The organism is Arthrobacter sp. QXT-31 (assembly GCF_001969265.1).
Taxonomy (GTDB): domain Bacteria; phylum Actinomycetota; class Actinomycetes; order Actinomycetales; family Micrococcaceae; genus Arthrobacter.
In genome coordinates, this window is sequence record NZ_CP019304.1 from 3,367,181 (window position 1) to 3,392,798 (window position 25,618).

General features: G+C 62.7%; 17 protein-coding genes and 1 pseudogene. 12 read left to right on the forward strand and 6 right to left on the reverse strand.

The window, feature by feature from the left end; all coding sequences use genetic code 11:
* Positions 1 to 228: 228 nt before the first annotated feature.
* Entirely contained in the window at positions 229 to 786 is a 558-nt protein-coding gene (locus tag BWQ92_RS24725; protein ID WP_442856765.1) for a WecB/TagA/CpsF family glycosyltransferase, read from the forward strand.
* A 430-nt stretch (positions 787 to 1,216) separates the two neighbouring features.
* On the opposite strand, the pseudogene BWQ92_RS15300 reads toward BWQ92_RS24725, so the two are convergent.
* The 4 genes and pseudogenes from BWQ92_RS15300 to BWQ92_RS15315 all read right to left on the reverse strand — a co-directional run bounded on the left by BWQ92_RS15300 (position 1,217) and on the right by BWQ92_RS15315 (position 5,387).
* Positions 1,217 to 2,286, reverse strand: a pseudogene (locus BWQ92_RS15300) (UDP-N-acetylmuramate dehydrogenase).
* Between the two features lie 96 nt (positions 2,287 to 2,382).
* Entirely contained in the window at positions 2,383 to 3,645 is a 1,263-nt protein-coding gene (locus BWQ92_RS15305) for an oligosaccharide flippase family protein (RefSeq protein ID WP_083706330.1), read from the reverse strand.
* The gene (locus BWQ92_RS23865) at positions 3,623 to 4,300 is read right to left on the reverse strand and encodes a glycosyltransferase family 4 protein (RefSeq protein ID WP_172804294.1); all 678 of its coding nucleotides are present in this window, start codon (positions 4,298 to 4,300) and stop codon (positions 3,623 to 3,625) included. Before BWQ92_RS23865 ends, BWQ92_RS15305 begins: the two co-directional genes overlap by 23 nt.
* A 622-nt stretch (positions 4,301 to 4,922) precedes the next feature.
* Positions 4,923 to 5,387 carry an Lrp/AsnC family transcriptional regulator gene (locus BWQ92_RS15315; RefSeq protein ID WP_076800831.1) on the reverse strand — a complete coding sequence of 155 codons (465 nt, stop codon included), beginning with the start codon at positions 5,385 to 5,387 and terminating at the stop codon, positions 4,923 to 4,925.
* Between the two features lie 160 nt (positions 5,388 to 5,547).
* Between BWQ92_RS15315 and pdhA the strand changes: the two genes are divergently transcribed.
* The 5 genes from pdhA to BWQ92_RS15340 all read left to right on the forward strand — a co-directional run bounded on the left by pdhA (position 5,548) and on the right by BWQ92_RS15340 (position 13,008).
* Positions 5,548 to 6,807: a pyruvate dehydrogenase (acetyl-transferring) E1 component subunit alpha gene (gene pdhA, locus BWQ92_RS15320; protein ID WP_076800833.1), complete on the forward strand. Its 1,260-nt coding sequence runs from the start codon at positions 5,548 to 5,550 to the stop codon at positions 6,805 to 6,807.
* Positions 6,804 to 7,916: an alpha-ketoacid dehydrogenase subunit beta gene (locus tag BWQ92_RS15325; protein ID WP_076800835.1), complete on the forward strand. Its 1,113-nt coding sequence runs from the start codon at positions 6,804 to 6,806 to the stop codon at positions 7,914 to 7,916. Before pdhA ends, BWQ92_RS15325 begins: the two co-directional genes overlap by 4 nt.
* Positions 7,917 to 7,920: 4 nt before the next feature.
* Positions 7,921 to 9,432, forward strand: a complete 1,512-nt coding sequence (locus BWQ92_RS15330; RefSeq protein ID WP_076800836.1) for a dihydrolipoamide acetyltransferase family protein — start codon at positions 7,921 to 7,923, stop codon at positions 9,430 to 9,432.
* Between the two features lie 299 nt (positions 9,433 to 9,731).
* Complete coding sequence (locus BWQ92_RS15335; RefSeq protein ID WP_076800838.1) at positions 9,732 to 10,547, forward strand: MBL fold metallo-hydrolase; 816 nt, start codon at positions 9,732 to 9,734, stop codon at positions 10,545 to 10,547.
* A gap of 1,219 nt (positions 10,548 to 11,766) precedes the next feature.
* A complete protein-coding gene (locus BWQ92_RS15340) occupies positions 11,767 to 13,008 on the forward strand; it encodes an ATPase (protein WP_076800840.1) in 1,242 nt (413 codons plus the stop codon).
* Positions 13,009 to 13,108: 100 nt separating this feature from the next.
* Here BWQ92_RS15340 and BWQ92_RS15345 read toward each other — a convergent pair whose 3' ends face one another.
* Entirely contained in the window at positions 13,109 to 14,992 is a 1,884-nt protein-coding gene (locus BWQ92_RS15345) for a glycosyl hydrolase family 28-related protein (protein WP_172804295.1), read from the reverse strand.
* 539 nt (positions 14,993 to 15,531) lie between these two features.
* Between BWQ92_RS15345 and BWQ92_RS15350 the strand changes: the two genes are divergently transcribed.
* The 4 genes from BWQ92_RS15350 (at position 15,532) to BWQ92_RS15370 (ending at position 21,593) form a co-directional block, all read left to right on the forward strand.
* On the forward strand, positions 15,532 to 16,632 hold the full coding sequence (locus tag BWQ92_RS15350; protein ID WP_257787673.1) for an acyltransferase family protein: 1,101 nt from the start codon (positions 15,532 to 15,534) through the stop codon (positions 16,630 to 16,632).
* Between the two features lie 52 nt (positions 16,633 to 16,684).
* Entirely contained in the window at positions 16,685 to 17,182 is a 498-nt protein-coding gene (locus BWQ92_RS15355) for a hypothetical protein (protein WP_076800846.1), read from the forward strand.
* Between the two features lie 556 nt (positions 17,183 to 17,738).
* Complete coding sequence (locus BWQ92_RS15365; RefSeq protein WP_076800850.1) at positions 17,739 to 19,955, forward strand: S8 family serine peptidase; 2,217 nt, start codon at positions 17,739 to 17,741, stop codon at positions 19,953 to 19,955.
* A gap of 168 nt (positions 19,956 to 20,123) precedes the next feature.
* Positions 20,124 to 21,593 carry an NCS1 family nucleobase:cation symporter-1 gene (locus BWQ92_RS15370; protein WP_076800852.1) on the forward strand — a complete coding sequence of 490 codons (1,470 nt, stop codon included), beginning with the start codon at positions 20,124 to 20,126 and terminating at the stop codon, positions 21,591 to 21,593.
* A gap of 855 nt (positions 21,594 to 22,448) precedes the next feature.
* On the opposite strand, the gene BWQ92_RS24005 is transcribed toward BWQ92_RS15370, so the two are convergent.
* On the reverse strand, positions 22,449 to 23,153 hold the full coding sequence (locus BWQ92_RS24005; protein WP_216639948.1) for a hypothetical protein: 705 nt from the start codon (positions 23,151 to 23,153) through the stop codon (positions 22,449 to 22,451).
* Positions 23,154 to 23,386: 233 nt separating this feature from the next.
* Here BWQ92_RS24005 and BWQ92_RS15380 point away from each other — a divergent pair, with 233 nt between their 5' ends.
* Both BWQ92_RS15380 and BWQ92_RS15385 read left to right on the forward strand, forming a co-directional pair.
* Positions 23,387 to 24,211: a hypothetical protein gene (locus BWQ92_RS15380; protein WP_076800855.1), complete on the forward strand. Its 825-nt coding sequence runs from the start codon at positions 23,387 to 23,389 to the stop codon at positions 24,209 to 24,211.
* A gap of 139 nt (positions 24,212 to 24,350) precedes the next feature.
* Positions 24,351 to 25,616: a S1C family serine protease gene (locus tag BWQ92_RS15385; RefSeq protein WP_076800857.1), complete on the forward strand. Its 1,266-nt coding sequence runs from the start codon at positions 24,351 to 24,353 to the stop codon at positions 25,614 to 25,616.
* Positions 25,617 to 25,618 lie beyond the last annotated feature (2 nt).

The following is a 25,618-nucleotide window of genomic DNA, read 5'->3' on the forward strand; positions in this document are numbered from 1 at the left end:
TATTTCCAGGTTCCAGGAGGGAGAATGATGCGGGCAATGAGGGCAGCAAGTATGCGCTGGCATGGGAAAACAGTGGGTATATCGGGGCTAGCCGTGGCGGATGCCTCTCAAGAGGAAATAATAGATTGGCTTGCAAGTCGGCGAAATCCCAAGCAGCCGCTTTTAGCATACGCACTGCACGTCGGCGGATTGGTTTCACTCGATGCCAACAATCAGTTCCGTGAAATAATGTCGGGTGCCTCACTCATTTATGCCGATGGCGTTGGGCCTGTGCTGCTCGGTCGAGTGCGAGGGGGGCGTTTGGGGCGTTCCGCGACCACTGACATTGCACCTGCCATCTTAGAGCGATGGGCGGCTGAGGGCGATCTCCCCCGCATCGCGCTCCTCGGAGGCCCCGAAGGTCTGGCCGCAGCCGCTGGACAAGCGTTAGAAGACCGGGGACTTGGCCGGGCAGTATATGCCGAAAGTGGCTTTCAAGATGACTACAGTGATGTCCTTGCAAAAATTCGAGCTATCCGACCCGATGTCCTATTCGTCGGAATGGGCGCCCCTCGTGAAATGGAGTGGTGCGAACGGTACCTCGGGGAACTACCATCCTGCGTTGTTATTACGTGTGGAGGATGGTTTGGCTTCCTGACGGGGAAGGAACGCCGTGCGCCGCGAGTGGTACAAGCCTTTGGGGGGGAATGGATTTGGCGGCTGGCTCAGAGCCCCAGACGACTGATGGGGCGGTACGGCAGAGGTCTGATGATAGTTCTGAAGGAGCTTAGCTCTGGCAGAGGTTAACGCTGCTTTTGGCCCAAATCGTGCTGACACCCTAGACGAGCTAAGCCAGGCCGGTGAATAGCCCGACGACGATGGTGTCGGCGCCGGTGTGGAGCCCTTTTTGGGTCGCTCGGTGCGTAGGGCAGGGATCCGCGCCCGCCCGTCCGGGTCCGTATCCTGAAGGTTGGTGCGGGGTTTGCGGGACTGGGGCTCGAGGCCCCGCGTCGCCCTCAGCCGCGTACCTAGCCAGGAGTTCATGGACCCATTGCCAGCCCACGCCGTAGCGTCAGCCTGTGATTTGGACATTCCGCCCTCAAGTAAGGCGAGGACGATGACCTTGTTCTTCGACATGGCCCAGCGTCGATGGCACGGGTGGCGCCGATATCCCGGGACCGGTGTCGCCTACCTCCTGAGATCACACGCCCACGTAAGTCGCGGCTGCGGATCTTAATTAATTAAGTTTTAGGCCGATCAGGAGCGGTTCGGGGTGCAGTTCAATGCCAAAACGCGTGACGACGCCGGCACGCACCTCGCGCGCGATCGCCACCATATCGGCCGCACGGGCAGAGCCGCGGTTGGTGATGGCCAGGGTGTGCTTCGTGGACAGCGACGCCCGGCCGCCGGTGACGCTCCCGTCCTCCAGCCCGAAGCCCTTGCCGAAGCCGGCGTGGTCAATCAGCCAGGCCGCGGACAGCTTGACCTGGCCGTCGGAGCCGCCCGGGTACCGGGGCGCGGATTCCGGAAGGCCCGCCGCCACTTCCTCGGGGACGATCGGGTTGGTGAAGAACGAGCCCGTGGAGTAGGTGTCGCGGTCGGCAGGGTCCAGCACCATGCCCTTGGACGCCCGCAGCCGCAGGACCTCCCGGCGTACGTCGTTCGAGTAGGCACGCTGGCCCTGCTCCACACCGAGGACCCGCGCCAGCTCGGCGTACCGAATGGGTGCGCTCATGCGGCCCAACGGCAGCTGGAATTCGACCGTCAGCACCACGTAGCGCGGTGAGCCGTTCACGGTGGTCGGCTTGAGGACCGAATCCCGGTACCCGAACTTCAGCTCGGAGTTTGTGAAGGTCTGCACGGCGTTGCGCTCCCGGTCCCAGGTGCGGACCGCGGCGATGGTCTGCGAGACGTCCGAGCCGTAGGCGCCCACGTTCTGCACGGGGGTGGCTCCGGTGGCACCGGGGATCCCGGACAGGGCCTCGATGCCGGACCAGGCGTGAGCACGGCGTGTTCCACCAGTGCGTCCCAGTTGTGCCCGGCCTGGACCACCACGGATACGCCCCCGCAGGAGTCCTCGGCGTTGACGGTGAACCCCTCCGAGGCGATCTTCAGGACGGTTCCGGGGAACCCGTCGTCGGAAATCAGGAGGTTGGAGCCCCCGCCGATGATCAGCAGCTGCTCACCTGCCGCATCGGCGGCGCGCACCGCCTCGATGATCTCGGCCTCGGTGCGGGCCTCGACGTAGTTGGCGGCGGGACCGCCGACGGCGGCGGTGGTCAGCTCGGAAAGCATTGCGAGAGTCATTCTCATACAATAGTCAGCAGACAACCACCGTTATAACTCGCCGGGTCGATGAGTGCTTTGACCGAGGATCGAACTGATCGAGCGGCCAATGGGGGATTAGTCCCTTGACATTAGCAACTTTCCCTTGCGTGCCGAACGCGGCGTGCTCGCACGAGCACGGATACTGCGGTGTCCCAGCAGATATACGAGGCCACTGGCGTAGCCCAACGATGCTGCGAGCGAAGCCCCTAACGCACCCATGTCGGCACCGATGAAGATTAACACAGCTATATCGACGCCAATTGCAATCAGGCACGAATACAGGACTCCGAACTTGTGCCCGCGAATGATCTCTGCATTTGAAATGTACCTATAGACGGAAAGAACGCAGATGCCCGGCAGCAGGCCCCACACTGCAAATACGGATTCCTTATAATCCGTTCCAAAGAGAAGTGGCACTAAGGTTGGGCTGATGGCAGCTATGGTCACGGATGCCAACGCAGACAGACCCAGCACTATCCATGTGTCTGTTCCGATAGAACGAGAGTGGTCAACCGCGTAGGCGGGGGCCCTCACAACAGCCGCTGTCATGGACGCCACGAGAACGAGCTCAGCGAGGGCTACTGCCGCTGAATATAATCCGACCTCCTTAGAGGTGCTAATGGCATTCAGGATAATGACATCGAGGCGATAGGACATGAACAATACAATAAGCGTAATGTTCGTCGTCAAGACGAAATTCCAAGGTACCGCGTCCCTGCCCCCCAAGGCTGACTTCCTAATCTTTGACGACTTGGCCCATAGAGCGCAAGTGTATGCTGCGACTATTGTTGTTCCGGTAACATACCCAAGTAACGCGCCGCCTAACTGAAAGAAGGTAAGGCCGACGATCATAAGAAACCCAGGCAGAAAGATCTGAAAGATGCGGAAAAGTGCTAGCGCCCTAAACGCCCTACGAGCCTGCAGAAGCGCCGCAAAAAACTCTGGAATGATAAGGGCAGGTCCGATGAAAGATGCTATGCCGGCCAATAGGTTGATAGGGGAAAGCTCCCCTGAAGTCGACGCTAGCTGGACTAGAAAGCAAATGGATGCACCGATGCTTGCCGTCATTAATGACCAGCGAAGAAGTTTATGAATTCGGGGTCCGACCGCACCGTTCTTGCTCACATCCATGACGACTACTTGCGGGCCGGCTAACATCGCAATAGTGCTGATGATAGCCGGTATCAAGGTGGCTACCGTATATATGCCTTTGTCTGTCGGCCCAAGAAGGCGAGCAGACAAAATACCAAAAATTGCCGTCAGTCCTATGACGCCAACGCGACTTCCAAATGTCCAAAAGTATGTCGAATAGCGCCTAACTACGGTCATGGACGGCATTCACTATAGGGGCGATAGTGCCCACTTCGTGCATTGCTTCTGCGATCTCGCAGCGTTCGTGTGGGTCCAGTCGACGCGCCTCTGTCACGGCTTGTGTCAGCTTTCCAGGGGTTGGTTGAGTACTGGATGGCGTTCTTCCGGTAAAGTTGTAACTCTGCAACTCGTCAAGGTTCGAAAGCGTAGCAAGGCCGTGAGTGCCCTCGCTTGTTGCAACAATAGTAGGCCTGCCTGCTGCCATGCATTCAATGGCCCCTCGTCCAGCTGTCACAACAACGCTGGCTCGGGTAATCCACGGGCGTGGATCGGTAACGGCGCCAACAAACGTAATATTCGTCTGGAAGCCCTGCTCTTGAACAGACTGACGTAATTCGCTCTCTTGTGGACCGCCTCCCACAACAATAAGCTCTAATCCCAGGTCGGCCACAGCCACGAATAACGCGGAAAGGGGAGCGGTCTTGTTGGGCGTCAGTGTTCCAAGGAATATGACAGGTCCATTAGGATCATAGCCTTCGATAACTTGTCCCAAGGCGTCGCCCCAATACATTTCGGCGCGAAATATGTTGCCGATTTCTTCCACCGGCGTATTGGGTGATTGGATCTTAAGAAACTTGGAAGTCTCGGATGTCGCGGCAAGGAGTCCTGCGAGTCGGCTCATGGTTGACGTATGGTCGCGAAAGGGCCACTCGACTTGCGTAGTGCCATGGACAAGAGCCATCCTTTTCACGGCTGGCCATTGGCGGTCGCTGTGCTCCGCAAAGAACGCTGTCGGCCCCGGCTGGGAAGTAACTATGAGGGACGCCTTATTCGCAACCGTTGCGAGACGCCGTGCGCTCGCAGCTTCGAGCGCACGTAGCACGATTTTCTTGACCCAATTTCGGCCCCCTGTGGCCGTGCCCTCTCGCCACATTACTCGGATGCTCCGAGCGGACAGCTTTGCTTCCTTGTACCACGGGCCGGGCTTGGCCACCAAGACAGGCTCGATTCCATGGTTATCTAGCATGCGAGCTAGAGCAAAGGCGTAGGTCTGTGAGCCGCCGGGGCGAAAAGCGTTCATCGCGATAATCACGACAGGTCGAGACGGATCCTTCAGCATTCCCCCATCGTACGTGCCATCACCTAATGGAGCAGGACTTGTGTTAACGTTTGCCTGAAAAATTTGGGTCTGGACACTAAGGTGTCTGTGGTGGAGTCCACACTGGTTTGCATGCAATCACTGGCGGAAATGCCGGGCTCCCGTTGAGTGTGAAAGGCGGATGTTGAAGCATTTGCTACGCCCTTTATCGCGTATCGACATCCTCAAACACCAAAAACGTCTGTGTATCCAACACGCCGGGCATCGACTGCAGCTGATCGAAGATCACTCGCCTTAGATGCACGTTGTCCACGGCCCGCACCAGCAGGATCACGTCGAATTCCCCGCCCACCAGGGCAATGTGGTGCACCTCGGGGATTGTCCGTAACTGTTCCCGCAACTCCCGCCATGAGTGCTGCTGCACCTTAAGTGTCACGTAGGCGGAGGACTTCAGTCCCGCCTTAATGGGATCAACAACTGCCGTGAACTTTGTCAGCACACCCTGGCTCGTCAGTCGGGCTATCCGTGTGTACGCGTGGGCCCGGGAGATATGCACGTTCTCGGCCACCTGGGTGACGGACATCCGGCCGTCCCGCGTCAGCTCGGCGATGATGTTGCGGTCCACGTCGTCGAGCGGCACCGCTGCCTGTTCCTCGTCCGGCTCGGCCATTTTGTCTACAACTCCCGTTCGTTACACAGCTCACATTTGCAATTTGTCTTTCAGAATAGGGGAGTTTCGCGTACTTCTCCACGATTCGCGCTGGCACTGGATACGAAACATCGTCCGGGACCATACTGAGAGTGAATAGTGGCTACAGAAGGACGGACCAATGACGATCTCCGCAGACCACACTGCGCCCGGCAAGGCAGGGCAGGGCGAGCCTGCCCCGGAGCAGGCCGAGGACACGTACCTGCCCGGCGCTGCCGCCGAAGCCGTACGCAAATTCGGCATCACCGCCGAGGACTACATGCTGCCCGCACGCCATCAGATCCAGATGGTCGACCAGGACGGCAACCTGAAGCACCATTCAGAGCAGGGCACCGAGCCCGGCCATGAGTATCCGCTGCCCGGCGACGACGAACTCCTTGCCGCCTACGAACAGCTCGTTGTCGGCCGGCGGGTCAATGACCAGAACTCCGCACTGGTCCGGCAGGGTCGCATGGCTGTCTATCCCTCCAGCCACGGCCAGGAAGCCTGCCAGGTGGCCGCGTCACTTTGTCTCGCTGAAGGTGACTGGATCTTCCCAACCTACCGGGACGCCGTCGCCGTCATGGCCCGCGGTGTCGATCCAATCGAAGCCATGACCATTTTCCGCGGCGACTGGCACGGGGGCTATGACTCCCTCAAACACAAAGTGGGGATCCAGTGCACACCGCTCACCACGCAGCTGCTCCACGCCGTCGGCGTCGCACACGCGGCCAAGCTGCGCGGCGAGAACACAGTGGTCCTGGCGATGTGCGGTGACGGTGCCACCAGCGAGGGCGACTTCCACGAAGCCCTGAACTTCGCCGCCGTCTTCCACCTGCCGGTCATCTTCTTCGTGCAGAACAACCAGTACGCCATCTCCGTGCCCCTGGCCCACCAGTCCGTCGCGCCGTCGCTCGCCCACAAGGCCGTGGGCTACGGCATGGCCGGTGAACGCGTGGACGGCAACGACGTCGTCGCCCTCCTCGCCGTCCTGGACCGTGCGGTCAAGCTCGCCCGTGAAGGGTCGGGCCCGCTTCTCGTCGAAGCCCACACCTACCGCATGCAGGCCCACACCAACGCGGACGACGCCACCCGCTACCGCCAGGACAGCGAGGTGGCCCAGTGGGTTGCCAGGGACCCGCTCACCCGGATGAGGAAGTACCTCACGGACAGAGGACTGCTGGACGACGGCGGAGAGGCCCGAATCACAGAGAAGGCGGAAGCGGTTGCCGCGCAGCTCCGCACCGGCCTCGGTGAAGACATACCCGTCGATCCCCAGGACCTGTTCAAGTACGTCTTCGCCAACCAGACGCCACAGCTCAAGGAACAGTCTGCCCTCGTCGCCGACGAGCTCGCCCGCGACGCCGCCAGCGCCGCAGCCGCAACGGAGGCCACCAAATGAGCCCGACAATCACCACGTCCTCAGAGGCGAACGGCAACGTCAGCGCCGCCACCGCCCGCGCGGCCGCCTCGGCCGCGGCCAGCGCCGCAGCCGCCGGGCCGCAGCCGGTCACCATGGCCAAGGCGCTGAACACCGCCATGGCGCACGCCATGGGTGCCGACGAATCAGTCCTGGTCTTCGGCGAGGACGTCGGCAAACTCGGTGGCGTCTTCCGCATCACGGACGGCCTCATGGCCACCTTCGGCGAGCAGCGCTGCTTCGATACTCCTCTGGCTGAGTCCGGCATCGTCGGCATGGCGGTGGGGATGGCGATCAACGGCATGCGCCCCGTCGTCGAGATGCAGTTCGATGCCTTTGCCTACCCGGCTTTCGAGCAGATCGTCAGCCACGTGGCCAAGATGCACAACCGGACCAGGGGCCGCGTCAGGCTGCCCATGGTTATCCGGGTTCCCTACGCCGGCGGGATCGGGGGAGTGGAGCACCACTGCGACTCCTCCGAGTCCTACTACGCCCACACGGCCGGTCTAAAGGTATACACGCCGGCCACTGTCGCGGATGCCTACCGCATGCTGCGGGAAGCGATCGATTCGGACGATCCAATCATGTTCATGGAACCCAAGAAGCTCTACTGGTCCAAGGACCTGGTGGACCTGGAGCTGCTCCGTGAGGAGTATGAAGGGAAGAACGACGGCGGCCGGGCCACCGAGGGCCGCGCCGCTGTGGCCCGTTCCGGCACCGACGCAACACTCATTGCTTACGGCCCGTCCGTTCCGACGGCGCTGGCGGCAGCTGCCGCAGCGGCGGAGGAGGGGCGCTCGCTCGAGGTCATCGATATCCGCACCATCGTGCCGTTCGACGACGAGACCGTCGCGGCCAGCGTCCGGAAGACGGGCCGTGCGGTCGTCATTGCGGAGGCCCATGGGTTCGCTTCCGTATCCTCGGAGATCGTGGCCAGGGTCCAGGAACGGTGCTTCCACTACCTGGCGGCCCCGATCCGTCGCGTCACCGGCTTCGACGTACCGTACCCCGCACCGAAACTCGAGCACTACTACCTGCCCGGCGTGGACCGCATCCTCGACGCCGTTGACGACCTCCAGTGGGAAGACTGATCAGATGACCGAAACCAAAGTGTTCCTCCTGCCCGACCTCGGCGAAGGGCTGACTGAAGCCGAACTTCTGAACTGGCTCGTGGCCGTCGGCGACGAGATCCGCGTGGACCAGCCCATCGCCGAAGTGGAAACCGCCAAGTCGGTAGTAGAGGTTCCGTCCCCGTACGCCGGCACCGTGGCCGAGTTGCACGGCGAGCCGGGCCAGACCCTGGACGTCGGCAAGCCCTTGATCTCGGTGGCACCGTCGGTCGAAACCACGGAACCTGTCGAGCCCAAATCCCCGCCGGTTAAACCTGTCGAAACCAAGGCTGGCGACACCGATGAAACCACAGCCGCCGAAACCTACCGCACGGAAGAACGAGCAGGCTCCGGCAACGTTCTCATCGGCTACGGAACACCTGGCGGCACTGCAACCGTCCGCAGAAGCCGCGCCCGGCGGTCCACTTCGCTGGTCGAGCCGGTCGATACCCAAACACCGGCAACTAAGGATGACACCGAAACCAAGCTCACCACCCCCGCTGATGACGCGCTGCTCCTGCGGACCCGCGTCCCCGGCAAGCTCGGCGCCGTGATCTCACCACTCGTCCGACGGATGGCCAAGGAACACGGCGTGGACCTTGGGCACGTCCACGGTTCGGGGGAGAGCGGCCTCATCATGCGCCGGGACGTGGAAGCCGCAATTGCCCAGCCGGATGCTGTACCTGGTCATACCCGGCTGGTTGAGCCTGCCGAAACCCAGGCCCTCGAAACCGCACGGCTCGAAACCAGCAACCACGCCACCGACTCAAGAACCGGCCTCGGAATCACGACCCGTACACCGGTGCGAGGAGTCCGCAAGGCCGTGGCCGCCAACATGACCCGCAGCCGCACCGAAATTCCGGAAGCCACAGTCTGGGTGGACGTCGATGCCACCGCCCTGGTTGAACTTCGGGCGGGACTCAAGAAAACTGACCCGCACAAAACGCCAGGACTTCTTGCCTTCATCGCCCGCTTCGTCACGGCAGGGCTGAAGAAGTACCCGGAGCTGAACACGCGCTTCGCAAGCACTGAGGATACATCCGGTGGCGAGTCCCAGGAGATCCTGTCCTTCGCCGGGGTCAACCTCGGATTTGCTGCACAGACCGAGCGCGGTCTGGTAGTTCCGTCCATCCGCAACGCGGATAAGCTGACGGCCCGTGAACTGGACGTCGAGATCAAGCGACTGACCGCCGTCGCACGAGATGGGAAGGCGACTCCTGCTGAGCTGGGCAGCGGAACCTTTACACTAAACAACTACGGCGTCTTTGGAGTGGACGGTTCAGCGGCGATCATCAATTACCCGGAAGTCGCAATTCTGGGCGTTGGCCGGATCATCGACAAGCCGTGGGCGGTCAACGATGAACTCGCCGTTCGCAAGGTCACCGAACTGACCCTCACATTCGACCACCGAGTGTGCGATGGCGGGACGGCTGCCGGCTTCCTGCGTTATGTCGCCGACGCTATCGAAAACCCAGGTACTGCGCTCGCTGACCTTTGAGGGGGATCTAGACGGCTACGTCCGAATGCATCGAGCATTTGACGACGCCTGCCCGGCTGCTTCCGTCACGGCGGTACGACATCACGTGGTTGGTGATTGCATCGCACTCGTAGCAGAAGTGTCTGTGTTACTCAGCCCATGAGCAGACCATGCCCAGATGCGGATTTCACTCACGCAAAAATCCCCCAGGCCCACTTCCTCCGACTGTAGGAGCGACCATTGTTCCTGATAACCCCCAGTTCGATGAGTAGAATCGAGGCCAGACCAACGGTAACGCTCCCGGAAAGTACGGAGAAGAAATGTCACGATGGCTCGACGTCGGTGCGGACAACTACGTCCTAATAACCGAAGGATGCAAGCTTAATACCGGTCTGATTGTGGGGGCGGAACGGGCGATGGTGATCGACACCGGGTGTGGGCCGCGTCAGGGGAAAGAAATCCTGGACGCCGTCCGGGAGAAGACCCCGCTGCCGCTGGTTGTCGTGAACACGCACGCCCACTACGACCATTTTTTTGGTAACGCCGTTTTTGCCGAAGCCGGCGTGGACGAGTTCTGGGCACATGAGAACTGCGCCGAGGAGATCGGCGAAAACGGCGATGTCCAGCGTAGCGAGGTCACTGAATACGAACCGGAAATGGCCGCTGGCGACGGCGAGAACGTGGAGTTGGTGGTTCCCAACGCCATCGTCCGCGACCAACCGGTGCTTGTGGACCTTGGCGGGCAGACCGTCACCCTGTTCTATCTGGGCCGCGGGCATACGGACGGTGACCTTCTGGTGGGCACCACCACCACCCTGTTCGCAGGCGACCTTGTTGAACAGGGCGCGCATCCCTCCTTTGAAGACTCCTATCCGGAGGAGTGGGCGGATGCCCTGCGGCACCTCTCTGCGCTCCGCCACCGCTATGAGTTCCTGGTGCCAGGCCATGGCGAGCCGTGCAGCGACCGGTTCGTCAAGACCATGGCCGACACCATGACGACCGCCGTACGGCAGGCGCGGCAGTCCATCCGCGATATGCCTGCTGATGCCACCAAAGCAATCCCTGTGCTGCCGTACGGGCCGGAGCAGTCGCGCTGGTTTATCAAGCGGCTGCAGGAGACCCGCCCGCAGCACTGAAGCGAGTAGTCATGTCGGCACGGGTAGCCGGCGTTCGGAAAGACAGGTAGTGACTACGCTGGGGGCGTGGGGCCAAGGTCCCTAGGTTTAGAGTATGAAGACCGGAATCCGCCTAGTCATCCGACACTTCATCGAGCGGCACATCGTCGCCGATGACCCATTCCCTGGGCGGTCCTGGCTGGACCAACATGATATGCCCCGCTTATCGGAAGCTACGAGGACGGTCGTGGCTGGCCTCCCTGTTGATCCACTGCCCCCGCTTCCTGAGACCCATGCACGGCATGGCCGACTCCGGCGGAGGAGCAGCAACCTACAGACCCGCTGAGGACCCTTAGTGAGCCCTCCGTGCAATGGAAATTGGCATCTTGAGCAATTCTTGAGGAACGCCTGAGCTTTCCTTGAGAATGTGTGCCTAGCATCGCTCGGGTGAGTACTTATGGGGGAGCCCGCTACGGGCGCGTGAGCCGGCGCGAAAAGCGCGGCCGATATCTCCGCATCTTATCGTACGTGGGGCTAGTCGCATTGGCCCTAGTGACAGCAGTGGTGGTGGTGCTGGCCGTGAAGCGTTAACAGCGGGCGTGGCGAATGACAATTGAATGTTTTGACTGCATTAGTTACCGGGCGTGTCCGATTGGACAGCGCCCTAAAATGCTAAGTAGGCTGGCCAATAATCCCGATTTTGGGGGATTCCACTTCCAGCCACTTCGTCGTGTCTGAGCAATGCTGCTTTGGAGACGTCAAAAGTGCTGCCGCATCCGGAGGTCTCAACCGTGGCTTTCACCGACTTTGTCCTTGCGCTAACCAGCCTTCTTGGGAGCCTGCTCCTTCCGTTCGCCGGGCTGTACTGGATGCTGCGCCTTAAGCGCCGCGCCGTTGATGTTACGACCCCACCCACCTCTTCAGTGTGCGCGGTAGTCCCAGGGGCGGTGAAGTAGGCGTGCCGTACATCGACATCAATCCGCACCGCAGCCGGCCCAAATGGTGGAGCTACGTGGCCTTAGGCATTCTCCTGGTGCTCACTGTGCCCGTAGTCGCCGCTGCCCTGATCCACGGCTGAATCGGTTCGCTCTGCTTGGCCAACGTCCTTTCTGGGCGGCTGGTAGGAGCTGTTAGCAAGGCTGCTGACTAATACAAGCTCCGCCAGCACCTAGAATGTCTTTTTGAATCAGACCGATTGACGATCACAGCGGGACGCCGCTGTGGGTCCGGGGGACCTTACATGCCTGAACCAGCGGATAACCGATTAGCCGACGCCGCCACCGAGGGGGAGCAGCCTGAGCTCCGCCGCCGCTACCGCCGCCGCAGCGCCGACGGCACCGACGCTTGGACAGGAACTATCCCCGCCGTGACACCCGAGCCCACCGCCCCGACGCCCCCCATCCGCAGCTCCTCATGGGCAGAAGCGGCAGCCGCGGCCGATGCACTCTCCGACACCTCCCCGGCGCCTGTAAACCCGCCGGCGCCGACCCGCCGGCCGGCTGCAGCACCGCCGGTCGAGGAGCCGGAAAGCCTGTCCGAATCTGACGTGCGGGGAGCAGATGCTACGGCGCTTCCGGCGTCGTTTGTCCGGGAGCAGAAGCCCCGCCCCAAGAAGGGCCTTAGGGGATTTTTGTACCGGGCGACTGGCGGCGCCTGGAATTTGGGTCTCAGCGCTCAGGAGCGGGAGGAAGACGAGTTGGCCCGCCGGATCTCGCGCCAACTGCAAGGCAGCTTCAACACCGCCGTGCTCAGCCTGAAGGGCGGCATCGGCAAAACCTCCACCACCGTGGGTGTCGGCCTCACCCTCGCCGAGTTCCGTGGCGACCCGCCCTGCGCGATCGATGCCAATCCGGACTCCGGAGACTTGGTCGAGCGGGCGCTGGGCGAGGGTATTTACCAGAAGACCACCCCGCGGACCATCACGGACCTGCTTCGAAACATCGAGTCGGTCGATTCACTGACCGAGCTGTCCCGGTACATGCACCACGCGGGCCGGCTGCATCTCATCGCCGGCGAACAGGACCCCGAGGTGTCGGACTCGCTTACCGCCGAAGAATATCTCCGGATCCGCCGGCTCATCTCCAGCTACTATTCGGTGGCGTTGACGGACTGTGGCACCGGAGTAACGCATAACGCGATGAAGGGGATCCTGCAGTCCGCTGACAATCTAATCATCGCGGCCGGTTATGCGGTCAGCGGCGCCAAGCGCGCCCGCAGCACTCTCCAGTGGCTGGCTAGTCATGGCTATGAGGACTTGGCCCGCAATGCGATTGTGGTGATAACGGACAAGGACGAGGTGTCCAACCGTGTGGACAAGGACGCGATCGAGGAGCATCTGGCAGGACTGTGCCGTCAGCTAATCGCCGTTCCGCACGACCGGGGAGTGGCTGACGGTGATCTGGTGACCCTCGATCACCTGAGGCCGGAGACCCGACGGGCTTACAAGGAGATAGCTGCTGCGATCGTGGACGGGTACCGATAAGACTGCCAGGGCCTACTTCAGCTGATGTCGTATCACACTAGCTGGATCTTGCTGCTAGAGGTGAGGGAGGACGACGAGCAAAACCGAACATACTTGACCGTCAGACGGTGAGCCACTGTGTGCCGTCTGTGATAAAGGTCACCGTTGCCCATTGAGGTAGCGTCTTGGAGGCCGCACCATCAATTAGGCCGCCGCCCAAGGACCGTACGGTACAGCTGGATACGTTCACATTCTTGATAGTTACTGGGTAACCGACTGATGCCAACGTAGGGTCGGGCAACGTTTGAATGAGCGTGCCACCATCGGAGATGACGTATCTATCGGCAGCGGTGATGGTCTGACTTGTTGTCTTTGTGGATATAGGCGACACCGTGGTGTCAGTGACCAGCCCCAGGTTGGCCAGCTTTGCCGTTAGGGATGCCTGAGCTGCTGCCGATCCACGTGGGCCAGCCACGGCCTGTTGAGCGACAGGCGCTAGCCCATAGAACCCGATTTTCTGTGCGGGGCTTGTGCTGAACTGTGTGCCGGTAGTGGAGCCTGTCACGAGGTTCACGCCGTCGGATAGTGACATCGTGTTCTTGAGCACGATGGTCCCCGACGAGCGGCTGATAAAGATCGGCTCGGAGAGTAGTGCTCCGTTGTCGTCATAGCGTCGGATTGCCAGACCGGTACCGGTGTTGGAGCCAGTCTCTGCACCTCCGTCAGAAACGATCTTCCAACGGTCAAGGGTGTTTGTCTTGATGGACAGGCCCAAATTGCCCAATGGGGTAGGTGAGTCTGCCTCGAAGCCCTCAGTGGAGAGCACACGGTCGCGCACGGTCATGCCGATGCTGCGGTTGTAGAGTGACCGAAGAGTTACGACGTTGTGGCTGGAGCAGCCAAAATGCTGAATCAGACCATAGTTGCCATCAGCCGCTTCGATGTCGGATTTGAGCCTCTTGGCTCCAGACCCGCCAAAGAAGTAATGCCCCACGAGTGTGCCAATCGGGTAAGCCGCTTCGAACTTAACGCCGACAACAGTATTGTCCACGACCTGCGGAACGTTAGGATTCAGGTAAGTGCCGCACTGGACCAAGGTGGTTTGGTAGCCGTAGAGTCGGAAGCCGTACTCAATCGGGGCGTCCGCGTGACACTTGGAGTAATGGCTGCTGTTGGAGAAGTCTTCGAAGCCAATTTTCGTGGCGCCCTTTGATGGCTCGGCCCAGACGTGCACGTCCTCCAGCATGGCGTTGTTGCCGACAGGCAGGGTCACTCCATACTCGTAGTTCATGACGAGAACCTGCGCGAACGAGTGGTCCCCGGAATTTTCCGAGAGGATACCCCGTGAACCGGTGATGACACTGCCGTTGTTGATGATGCGGATGTTCGAGAGGATCGCTTCGGCGGCTCGGCCGATTGCTCTGCTGTCTCCGAGTTTAATGCCGGCAGCGTTACCGCCGTGAACGGTGAGGTTGTTCAGCTTGAAGTACAGGAAGTTCCGGACGTGTATGCCGATGGCCGCGTTGGTGTTCGCATCAATCGTGCCGCCGCCGACGATGGCCCCGTTGTCATAACGCTTGCTCAGCTGGGTCCGCACCACGGCGGCCATTCCAGGGGCCCCGGCCGTGATAATGGCCCCTTTGGAGAGGTGGACGTTATGGAAGTTCTCCAATGGTGAGGTCACCTTGTAGACGCCATCCGGAAAGTAGACCTGGGCACCGAATGACGCCGCAGAATCAATGACCGCCTGAACGCCCGACGTGGCGTCCGTGGTGCCATTTCCCAGCCGCTTCGGCACGCTTGATACCATCGCGAAAGTGGCGGAAAAGTCAGGAAGCTGCGAAAGCGGGACCTTCGCATTAAGATCTAAGACTGCTACGCCCGACGCGGCGCCCTTTTCCGCTAGGGGAATGTATGCTGCCGATGGCGTTGTACCATTTGGGGCTGCCAGCGCACAGGATGCTCCGATATCTGACACCGCGGAAGCTCCAGTAATTGCCGCCATAAGGGTTCCTATTCTGAGGAGCCCGCGGCGCCTAACTCCGCTCTCGCGTCGGAGTGCTGGACGAGCCGTCTTGCCAATTTCACTTCCCATGGCTCGAAGGTACGTCCTTGAGATTTGGCCGGGCCACCGTGGAGGATACGTAATTTATCCGCAGCCAGTACCCGCGTGCATCAAGGACATACTCAGTTAGCGGAGAGCCTTGCGAAGATGCAGTCCCTGTATTCAGGAAAAACGCGTCCTGGATCCACAGTGCAAACTGTCCAACATGGGAAGGCCCTCATAGCACGAGCCCGTGCAGATAATTGCCAGGTAGCGCTGCTCCCAGGCGCCGACGAACTCCGCAAAGCGCGACTGCCTCGGCAACTGTAAACCTTCGAGGTCCTCGATGATCTCTGTCAACGGTGGTCGAAAGCTTTAGGCGCAAGCCGTTACCATTTTGTGATAATCCTCTTTTTCGTGGGTAGACTGGAGCGTTCACCGCTGTCTCACTGAGGGAGAAAAGAGCAATTTCACGCGCCAGGCTGGACACACTGACAGGACTGCGGTTCATCGCCGCCATGCTCGTGGTCCTGTACCACGCGGCAGTGACGGTGGTGCCGGAGATGTACCCGCTGGTGTCCATGGGGCAGACGGGCGTGACGTTCTTTTTCCTGCTATCCGGCTTCGTGCTGGCCTGGTCCATGAAGCCAAGCACCTCCAAGCGCCAGTTCTATTGGCGGCGCGTCGCACGAATCTGGCCTCTGCACGCGCTCACGGCGGCAGCCGCCGTCGTCCTTGCCTTCGCCGCCCAAGGTGACCAGTCCCTGCCCAAGCTCATTGCCTCGCTGCTGCTGGTGCAGGCCTGGCTCGGCGAGCAGCACTGGGTCTACGCCTACAACGGGGTGTCCTGGTCGCTCTCCTGCGAGGCCTTCTTCTATGCGGTGTTCCCATTCCTGGCAGTACGGCTCTCACGTCTCGAACCGGGGCAGCTCCTCCGGATCGGCGCCGCGGTCTTCGCTGCCGCTGCCTCCCTCATATTCGTCCTGCTCGCCGTTGCCCCCGGCTTCGACTGGGGTGCTCTGTTCTACACGTTCCCGGCGTTCCGGATCGCGGAGTTCACCGTGGGCGTCTGTCTCGCCGTCGCCATGCGGAAAGGCTGGAGGCCCCGCTTTGGCCTGCGCGCCGGCGCGGCTGCGGCCATCGGCTCGTTCCTCCTGCTCGAGGTGGTTGACGGCATCGCGCTCTGGCATACAGCAGGTCCGCTCTCAGGCGCGCTCTGCATTCCCGGCTTCGCCCTCCTGATCGCCGCTTATGCGGAACGAGACCGCACCGGCAGCGGCCCCACCTTCGCCAGCGCCCCCGCTATGGTGAAACTGGGCGAATGGTCTTTCGCCCTGTACCTGGTCCACGAGCTCGTGCTGCGGGGTGCCCTGGAACTGGGGCCGGAGACCCTTACCGAGCGGGCCTTGTTCGCCCTCGTAGGAATTGCCATCTCCATCCCGCTCGCCGGCGCCCTGTACACGTTCTTTGAGCGCCCCGTTGAGGCCCGGCTCAGGAACTGGCGCTCCCTCGGCGGCCCGGGGCCGATACGCCCAGCCCGAGAAGGGCCTGCTGGGGTGTTAGAGCAAGCAGACCGTCTATACACATTGGCGGACAAGTAAGACCGGCACGGGAACATCGCCGGATCTATCTGCCCCTAAGATGGGGAGACTTATGGATGGTTTCATTGACGACATCAAGTTCGCGGTGCAGCATGGCCGCTGGGTCCTCGCTCTAGCCGGCACGTTGGCCCTCCCGGACATCTGCGCCGCCATGCAGTCCGAGAACGGCCAGACCACGGGCTCGAAATACAAGAACTGGGTCCGCGCCCATCTGGCAGAAAAATACCCTCGGCTTGATCCCGGTGAGATGTACAAGATGCGCTGCAGCCTTCTTCATCAAGGCACATCGTCGACGGTGAAGTACAGTCGAATCATCTTTATCGGCCCTGAATCCAACCTCCAGATCCACAACGGACTCGTGAGGCACGGTGACGAATCCGTACTGATCCTCGACCTTCCAACCTTTTGCGCCGACGTAATAGCCGCCGTAAACGCGTGGCGTGATGCCGTCAAGGAAACAGCGAACTACCGCCGGAATATCAAAACGATGATGCGTTGGAGGCCCGAAGGCATCGCCCCTTTCATTGCCGGCGGCCGGGTACTTACCTGATCCACGAATAGGTTCCGCCCGACTGGTTATGGGGACGGATGCGTTTCCCGGATCCAGCAGAATCAGGGCAACTACTTCTGGGGGATGAAGCCATTGGGCGCGCATGCAAACGTTATTCGTAACCGTCTGGGCCGGGACAACGCGCTCAACCTCATCCGGCTTCTGCTGGCCGTGCTTGTGATCGTGTCCCATGCCTTCCCTATCGCCGGGTTCGGAGCGGACGCCGCTTTTGGCGGCTTGGGACTCAGAAGCTTCGCGGTGGGCGGGGTCTTTGCCATTAGCTGTTACCTCATCACACAGAGCCGTTACCGCAGCGACCTCACGACGTACTCCATCGAGCGGGCCCTGCCGGTCGCGGCGCTACGGTGCAGAAACTTCCGGCCCCGGTGAAAACCGGGTGGCCGGGTCGCACCTGCGTAACTATTTCGGGAAGACCGGACCCGTTATGCCGTCCCCGAGGGCACTGCCGCTAAACTCGATCCTGAACGCGGCGGGGGCCGCGACTCATAACTGCGCCTCGGCACCAGCGGCTGGGGCGCCGTACAGGATGGTCTCGATGTCACTTACGCGCCGAACACGCTTCTCTGCTGCCATCATGTCCGCCGGCATCGCCGGCCTGGTGGCATCGGCCCTCGTTGTGCCTCCCGCGTCAGCGGCCGACGGCGATCCCCACCTGCCGTCCATCCCTCGCCGGCCGTCTGTCTCCACCGCGCCCACGGACCAGTTCATCGTGAAGTTCAAGAGCACGGGCCGGTCCAGCTCTGCCCTGCGCGCCCAGTCGGTCACGCGCGCGGCCGCCAAGCTCGATGCCACCGCCAAGGACCTGCGGGCCACCGTCAACGGCGCGCGCGTGGTGCGCACCAGCAAGGAACTTGGCCAGGACGACGCCGACAAGCTGCTCGCCTCCCTCCGCGCCGATCCCGCCGTCGCCTACGCCGAACCGGACGTGAAGCTGCAGGCCAAAGCCGCGGACCCGAACGACACGTTCTTCCCCTGGCAGTGGAACCTGTCCGCGGAAACCGGCGGCATCAAGGCCACCCGCGCCTGGGACGTCACCCAGGGCGCCGGGCAGGTGGTGGCCGTCATCGACACCGGCAAGACTGATCACGTTGACCTGAACGCCAACATGCTCCCCGGCTACGACATGATCGCCGATGACAGCGACGCCCGTGACGGCGACGGCCGGGACCCCGACGCCACGGACGAGGGCGACTGGTCCACCGCAGGCCAGTGCAGCAGTGGTTCGTTCGAAATGGCATCCTCCTGGCACGGCACCCATGTTGCCGGCATCATCGCCGCCGTCGCCAACAACGCGGAAGGCGTCGCTGGCATCGCGCCCATGGCCAAGATCCTGCCGGTCCGCGTACTGGGCCCCTGCGGCGGACAGCTTTCCGACATCGCCGACGCCATCATCTGGGCTTCCGGCGGCGCGGTGGACGGTGTGCCGGCCAACCCCAACCCGGCCCGCGTGATCAACCTCAGCCTCGGCGGCAGCACAGACCCCGAAAACCCCGCCTGCCCGCGAACCTTCCAGGACGCCATCGACGCCGCCACCGCCCGGGGCTCGGTGGTGGTTGCGGCCGCCGGCAACGAGATGGCGGACGCCTCCACCTCCAGCCCGGCTAACTGCGACAACGTCATCGCCGTCGCAGCCAGCGGCCGCACCGGCGCCCTGGCGCCCTACTCCAACTTCGGATCCGCCGTCGACATCACCGCCCCCGGCGGCGACATGAGGCCCACCAGCGTCATCGACCCGGACAGCGGCGTCCCCAACGGCATCCTCTCCACCCTGAACGACGGCGACCAGACCGCCGGGCGGGAAGCCTACTTCTTCGCCGAAGGCACCTCCGCCGCGGCACCGCACGTCTCCGGCGCGGCCGCGCTGCTGATGGCCCAGATGGGCCCGACGGCGACCCCCGCCGCCGTCGAAGCCCGCCTTAAGCGCACCGCACGGCCCATGCCCGACGACTGCCCGCAGGGCTGCGGCACCGGCCGGCTGGACGCCGCCACCGCCGTGCTGCACATGACCGCGGTCCTCGCCGCAGGGGACTTCACCGGTGACGGCAAGGCCGACATCCTGGCCCGCGAAAACTCCGGCTTCCTGTGGCTCTACCCGGGCAACGGTGCCGGCGGCTGGCTGGCCCGGAAGCAGGTGGGCTCCGGCTGGAACGGTTTGACGTCCCTCGTGGCCCCAGGTGACTTCAACGGCGACCGGCGCGCGGACGTTCTGGCCCGCGACGCCTCGGGCGCGATGTGGCTGTACCCGGGCAACGGCACAGGCGGCTGGCTGGCCCGCAAGCAGGTGGGCTCCGGCTGGAACGGGTTCACCGCCATCGTGGGCGCGGGCGACCTCAACGGCGACGGCAAGGCCGACGTGCTGGCCCGCGACAGCACCGGCGTCCTCTGGCTCTACCCCGGCAACGGGCGGGGCGGCTGGCTGACCCGGAGCAAGGTGGGCTCGGGCTGGAACGCGATGACCGCCATCGTGGGCCCCGGCGACCTGACCGGGGACCGCAAGGCCGACCTCCTGGCACGCAACGCCGACGGCGTCCTGTTTCGCTACTCCGGCAACGGCCGCGGCGGCTTCGGCAGCAGCGTCCGGCTGGGATCCGGCTGGAACTCCATGACCACCATCACTGGCCGCGGCGACTACAGCGGCGACGCCCGGACGGACATCCTGTCCGTGGACATCAACGGCACGCTGTGGCTCTACCGCGGCAACGGCCTGGGCGGCTTCTCCGCTGCCACGCAAGCCGGCACCAACTGGGACTAAAACCCCCACCAAGCGCGAACGTACACTTGTGGCCCTCGCGCACTTGCCGCGTGTGCCCGCCGATCCGCAAAAAAGTGAAAAGGGAGTATATTAGCACTGGCAGATGCCCTTCTGTAATGCATTCAGAGTATTAATTTCAGAATGCGGAATTAGGGAAGTGAGGATTCCATGGCTCACACAATTCCCCCGGGTGCCAGTACGCGCCTGTACAACGAAGACCTCGCGCCGGCCGAACACCGCACATGGGGTTTCTATTCGCTGTTTGCGATGTGGATGTCCGACATCCACTCGCTGGGCGGCTACACCTTCGCGGCCGGCCTCTTCGCGTTGGGTCTCGGGGCCTGGCAGGTTTTCCTGGCACTCGTTGTGGGAATCATCCTCGTTTTCTTCCTGATGAATTTCTCCGGCTACGCAGGCCAGAAGACCGGCGTCCCCTACCCGGTGCTCGCCCGGATCTCGTTCGGAACGTTCGGAGCCAACCTCCCGGCCCTCCTCCGTGCCCTCGTCGCCATCGCCTGGTACGGCATCCAGACCTGGCTCGCCTCCCGGGCGGTCATCATCATCGCGCTGAAGATCTGGCCCGAGCTCGAGGGGCTGACCCGGAACAACTTCCTGGGTGAATCCACCCTCGGCTGGCTCGCGTTCCTGCTGATGTGGTCGCTGCAGCTGCTGCTGCTTCGGAACGGCATGGAGACGATCCGGAGATTCCAGGACTGGGCCGGCCCGGCCGTGTGGGCGGTGATGGGCCTCCTGGTCATCTACATTCTGGTCAATGCGGGCTGGAACCTGTCCCTGGACCTGCCGGGTGGAACTGCACAATGGGGCACCACGCACGCCTTCTTTGCCGCCGTCGCGCTGACCGTGACCTACTTCTCCACCCTGATGCTGAACTTCTGCGACTTCTCCCGCTTCGCCCCGACCCGCAAGGCGGTCCGCACGGCGAACCTGTGGGGGCTGCCCGTGAACTTCATCGCCTTCTCCGTGGTCTCCGTGGTGGTCACGGCCGGAACCTTCCAGCTCTACGGGGAGTACATCTACGACCCAGTGGAAATCGTCGGGCGGATCGGCAGCATCTGGGCCCTGCTGCTCGGCGCCGTGACCTTCGCTGTTGCGACGCTGGGAATCAACGTCGTGGCAAACTTCGTCTCACCGGCCTACGACCTGGCGAACGTCTGGCCATCCAAGATCGACTTCAAGCGGGGCGGCCTGATCGCCGCGACGATCGCCCTCCTGATTACGCCCTGGAACCTCTTCAACAGCCCTGTGGTGATCAACCTGTTCCTTGGCGGCCTGGGTGCGCTGCTCGGCCCGCTGTTCGGAATCATCATGGTGGACTACTACGTGCTCCGCAAACAGCACGTGCTGGTGCCGGACCTCTTCATTGAGCAGGGCTACTACACCTATACGGGCGGCTGGAACCGCAAGGCCGACATTTCATTCATCGTCTCCGCCGTGCCCGCAGTGGTCATTGCGCTCGTCCCCGTCTTTGGCGCCCTCTCGGCCTTCTCATGGTTCATCGGAGCTGCCCTTGCGGCCGTGGTGCACTACGCCCTCTCGCGCAACGATACGACGCTTGCTGCCTCCGTCAGGGCGGCAACCGAGGCGGAAATCGCCGAGGACGCGGAGTCCAAACGCTGAAGTCCGTTCAGATTGCGACTCCATGCATTCGGTCACCTTCTTATGGATAGGTGACGTGGCTTAAATGTGCGGCCAGTTGCCGGTGAATGTCGCCATACCGGCTGGTCAGTGCGTATGCGCGCAACCAAGTAATAGGTGAGGCCGAAAAACGAGTACTTAATGGGGGTGCGAGCTAGTTGCACTTCACCTAGGGTAGGTAAATCTCAAGTCCTCTAGTCACAGGGGCGAAGTAGCGGCAAGGCCAGCTGGGGGAGCCTCGGTGCGGATAAGAGAAGTACGGGATCTGCACCCTTTTCCTGTCCTTACACGTCTACCTGCGCGCTGAAGCGCAGTCACAATCAAAGCAAAAGAATGAAAAATCCGAACTTATGACGCTCGGATAGTCGCTTTCCAGTCTATTTGACGCGCCTGGAAAGCGCCGGCGAAGAGCTCTGGTGGGCTGACGCCGGATTAGGCCGTTGGCCATGGGAAATCCATCCGAGCGCTGTAATCGCGCACCCCTGCGCCTTCGTCGCGCTTGGATAACCTGGTCGTTTGTTCTCCGTCCGGGCCCTTCGGAGCGAATAGGGGTGAACGCAGGGCTGTTTCCCATGGAATTCACATTTTTGAGTATCAAAGTGCAAATGGAAGTAACTAGGGCATATGTGCCCGCCTGGGATTGGGAGAAATCATGAGCACAAAGTGGGGTTTCGTTGGGATCGTGGCTGTTTTTGCCGTAGTGACAGTGATCTGCGCGGGGTTGTACCTGCTGGCGATTTTATGATCCCCGCAGTCGAGAGCAGTGTCTGCTGACACCTCACAGCTGCTCCAATAGCTGGCAAGGGGACGCGAGTGGCCGCCGGCTACACGCGCGGCTCAGCCATTCGTACCGTCCGGATCGGGGCTCCCGCCGCGGTTCCGCGCTTCGTCCGACCCGCCGTCGCCACGACCTGCCTCATGATCTCCGTGGCAGGAGTGGTTTCCGTGATGTTCGGCGTGACCGCACTCGACACCAGCCGTCGGGGGATCTGTAGGCACGGGATCCACCTGCCTGAAGCCGGGGTCGACAGCCGGTGGTGTCTTGGTTGGAACCGGGGCCGCACCCTTCTTGGCCGCGGCATCCTCGGCTGCCTTCTTAGCTTCCGCGGCTTTTTTGGCAGCGGCGGCCTTCTTGGCTTCGGCGGCTTTGGCTGCCTTCTTAGCTTGGGCCGCTTCGGCGGCCTCCCTGGCCGCTTCGGCCTTCCCGGCTGCTGCTGCCTTGGCCGCGGTTGCCGCTTTGGCAGCCGCAGCCGCTTTGGCTGCCGCAGCCTCAACGGCCGCTGCCTTGGCGTCAGCCTGGGCGTCTTCAGCCGCCTTCGCCTCGGCGCTCTTTACGGCCTCGGCAGCATTCCACTGGGAAACCCCGATTTCCGGCCCCTCGGTGGAGCCCGCCCCGGTGCTGTAGCTGCTGCCGCCGGTGCCGGCGGCCGTGGAGCCTGCAGGCTGGGGGTATGACGCCGGGTCGGCGGTACCTGCCTCACATGCCGAGGTGGCAAGCAGAACCGAGAGCATGGCAACGGACAGCAGACATTTCCTGCGCATGAGAACAAAATCCTCTTCGGGGGTGCGAAACGGGCAGGCCGCCGGGAAACGAGTCCTGCCCGAAAGTTGGGCGCGGTCTGAGGCAAAGCAAAGGCCGCTGCCCCCTGGGGACTTACCACACGAACGGGGACCCTGACTGTTCTGTCGGGCGTGTGTGCCAACCGGTGACACAAACGTTACATTGACCCGAAGCGACAGGCCAATTGTGTGATCCACGGCTATACAACCAGGCGATGCTCGACGCCGTCGCCCGTTCCGGCATGAGTGTCACCGAGAACATGGCCAAGCAGACTGACGCCTACGGGCGGAACGTCTACAGCCAGGGCCAGCTCCAGGCCAACCTGGTCGACACGTTCAACAAGACGAAGACCGCGGCCGGCCAGTTCGGCATCACCGGCACCGCCGCCGACAACCTTGCCCGCGATATCCTCGGCATCCCGCGCGGCGTGGATATCAAGTCGTGGATGAGCGACTACGCCAAGCGCATGGCCGAACAGACTCTCGGTGCCATGAACGCCGTGGACGGCAAGACGGTGAACACCTACGTGAACCACCACGAGACGACGTTCATCCGGGTCGAACGGTCCGAGTCGGTACACAACTCCACCGGTGCCGCCGCTGGCCGCTCCGGTGCGCGCACCGGGTTCTGGACCGGCGGTGCCGTGCGCCACTTCGACGGCGGCGGGTTCAACGGTCCGGTCTTCGGCCCGGGCACCGGCACCTCCGACTCGATCTTCGCCGCCCTGTCGAACGGTGAGTTCGTCATGAAGGCCGCCGCCGTGAACCACTACGGCCTGCCGCTGATGGAGGCCCTGAACTCCGGCACGGTCCCGTCCGGCATGGCGCATGCCCCGGCCACCTCCAACGGCTACGCCGGCTCTGCCGGTACGGCCGGTACGGCACTGCGCCCTGTCATCAACGTCACCGTGGAGGTCCCCGGCATGTCCGAACGGTTCACCGCGAAGATACGCGACGTGTCCACCCAGACGATCAGTTCCGCGCTCCAGGAGCTGTCGAACGGCCGCAACTCGTCCCAGAAGGGTGTGTACATCTCGTGAGACATGGCAGCGTCATTAGGCGGTCCGCTGCCTTCACAGGCTCCGCACAGCACCGGGACAGAACGGCCAAAGCCCGGCTGGACAGGATGAGGGGGAAAGCTCCGGTAACCGACGGAGCGTTACCCCTGAGGAGCCACCCATGTACACGGAGACCGGCCACACCCCTGTCCCTCATGCCACTGTCCTGCAAGAAACGGCGCGGCCGCGGGACAAAAAGCGGGTAGGTCCGGGCGTCTTCGTTACCTGCCTCGTGGCTGCCGGACTGCTGGGCGGGGGAGCGGCCACCGGTGTTGCGGCCCTGTGGCCCGACGCCCCGGCACAGACAACCGCCACCGCCCAGGCCGCGATCAGCCCGGTGATCGTCAACAACACCGAGAGCGTCAACGTGGTCACGGCCGCCGCGCAGAAGGCCTCGCCCAGCGTGGTGACCATCAGCGCCACCTCCGGCAGCTCCGGAGGCACCGGCTCGGGTATCATCCTGGACACCGAAGGCCACATCCTCACCAACACCCATGTGGTGACCCTGGACGGGGCAGCCGCGGATGCCGCCGTCGAGGTCCGCCTCAACGATGGGCAGGTTTATAAGGCGACCATCGTGGGCACCGACCCGCTCTCCGACCTGGCCGTCATCAAGATCGACGCCAACGGGCTGACCCCGGCAACGCTCGGCGACTCCGGCGCCGTCAACGTCGGCGACACCGCCATTGCCATCGGCGCGCCGCTGGGGCTGAGCGGCACCGTCACGGACGGCATCGTCTCCGCGGTGAACCGCACCATCGAGACGGAGTCCTCTGCCACCTCCGGCGACGGGTCCTCCGGCGGCGGATCCTCCCAGGGCGGGTCTTCGCCGTACCCGTTCGGATCCCAGCAGGGCCTTTCGGCCTCGGCCCAGGATTCCGTCAGCATCAACGTCATCCAGACGGACGCGGCCATCAACCCCGGAAACTCGGGCGGCGCCCTGGTCAACGCGCAGGGTGAGATCATCGGCGTCAACGTGGCCATCGCATCCGCCGCATCTACGTCCTCGTCCACGCAGAGCGGCAACATCGGCGTCGGGTTTTCCATCCCGATCAACCAGGCGAAGCGGGTGGCCGGGGAGATCATCGCCACGGGTTCCGCCTCCCATGGCCAGCTGGGACTGTCCGTTCAGGACAAAACGTCCGGGCCGTCGTCGGACTTCACCGCCGGCGCGGAGGTGGCCTCGGTGACCTCCGGGTCAGCGGCGGACAAGGCCGGGCTGGAGGCGGGCGACGTGGTCACCGGCCTGGCCGGCCGGACCGTCACCGACGCCTCAGAGCTGACGGCTGCCGCCCGTGAGCAGGCCGCCGGGTCCACCGTGACGGTCACCTTCCAGCGGAACGGCCAGGAGCAGTCTGCGGACATCACCCTGGACGCGGCGTCCTAGAC

Excerpts from the sequence above, each read along its gene's own strand:
- BWQ92_RS24725 (WP_442856765.1), top strand. The coding sequence starts at position 229 with ATGTCGGGTGCCTCACTCATTTATGCCGATGGCGTTGGGCCTGTGCTG.
- BWQ92_RS15305 (WP_083706330.1), bottom strand. The coding sequence starts at position 3,645 with ATGCCGTCCATGACCGTAGTTAGGCGCTATTCGACATACTTTTGGACA.
- BWQ92_RS23865 (WP_172804294.1), bottom strand. The coding sequence starts at position 4,300 with ATGAGCCGACTCGCAGGACTCCTTGCCGCGACATCCGAGACTTCCAAG.
- BWQ92_RS15315 (WP_076800831.1), bottom strand. The coding sequence starts at position 5,387 with ATGGCCGAGCCGGACGAGGAACAGGCAGCGGTGCCGCTCGACGACGTG.
- pdhA (WP_076800833.1), top strand. The coding sequence starts at position 5,548 with ATGACGATCTCCGCAGACCACACTGCGCCCGGCAAGGCAGGGCAGGGC.
- BWQ92_RS15325 (WP_076800835.1), top strand. The coding sequence starts at position 6,804 with ATGAGCCCGACAATCACCACGTCCTCAGAGGCGAACGGCAACGTCAGC.
- BWQ92_RS15330 (WP_076800836.1), top strand. The coding sequence starts at position 7,921 with ATGACCGAAACCAAAGTGTTCCTCCTGCCCGACCTCGGCGAAGGGCTG.
- BWQ92_RS15335 (WP_076800838.1), top strand. The coding sequence starts at position 9,732 with ATGTCACGATGGCTCGACGTCGGTGCGGACAACTACGTCCTAATAACC.
- BWQ92_RS15340 (WP_076800840.1), top strand. The coding sequence starts at position 11,767 with ATGCCTGAACCAGCGGATAACCGATTAGCCGACGCCGCCACCGAGGGG.
- BWQ92_RS15345 (WP_172804295.1), bottom strand. The coding sequence starts at position 14,992 with ATGGCGGCAATTACTGGAGCTTCCGCGGTGTCAGATATCGGAGCATCC.
- BWQ92_RS15355 (WP_076800846.1), top strand. The coding sequence starts at position 16,685 with ATGGATGGTTTCATTGACGACATCAAGTTCGCGGTGCAGCATGGCCGC.
- BWQ92_RS15365 (WP_076800850.1), top strand. The coding sequence starts at position 17,739 with ATGTCACTTACGCGCCGAACACGCTTCTCTGCTGCCATCATGTCCGCC.
- BWQ92_RS15370 (WP_076800852.1), top strand. The coding sequence starts at position 20,124 with ATGGCTCACACAATTCCCCCGGGTGCCAGTACGCGCCTGTACAACGAA.
- BWQ92_RS24005 (WP_216639948.1), bottom strand. The coding sequence starts at position 23,153 with ATGCGCAGGAAATGTCTGCTGTCCGTTGCCATGCTCTCGGTTCTGCTT.
- BWQ92_RS15380 (WP_076800855.1), top strand. The coding sequence starts at position 23,387 with ATGCTCGACGCCGTCGCCCGTTCCGGCATGAGTGTCACCGAGAACATG.
- BWQ92_RS15385 (WP_076800857.1), top strand. The coding sequence starts at position 24,351 with ATGTACACGGAGACCGGCCACACCCCTGTCCCTCATGCCACTGTCCTG.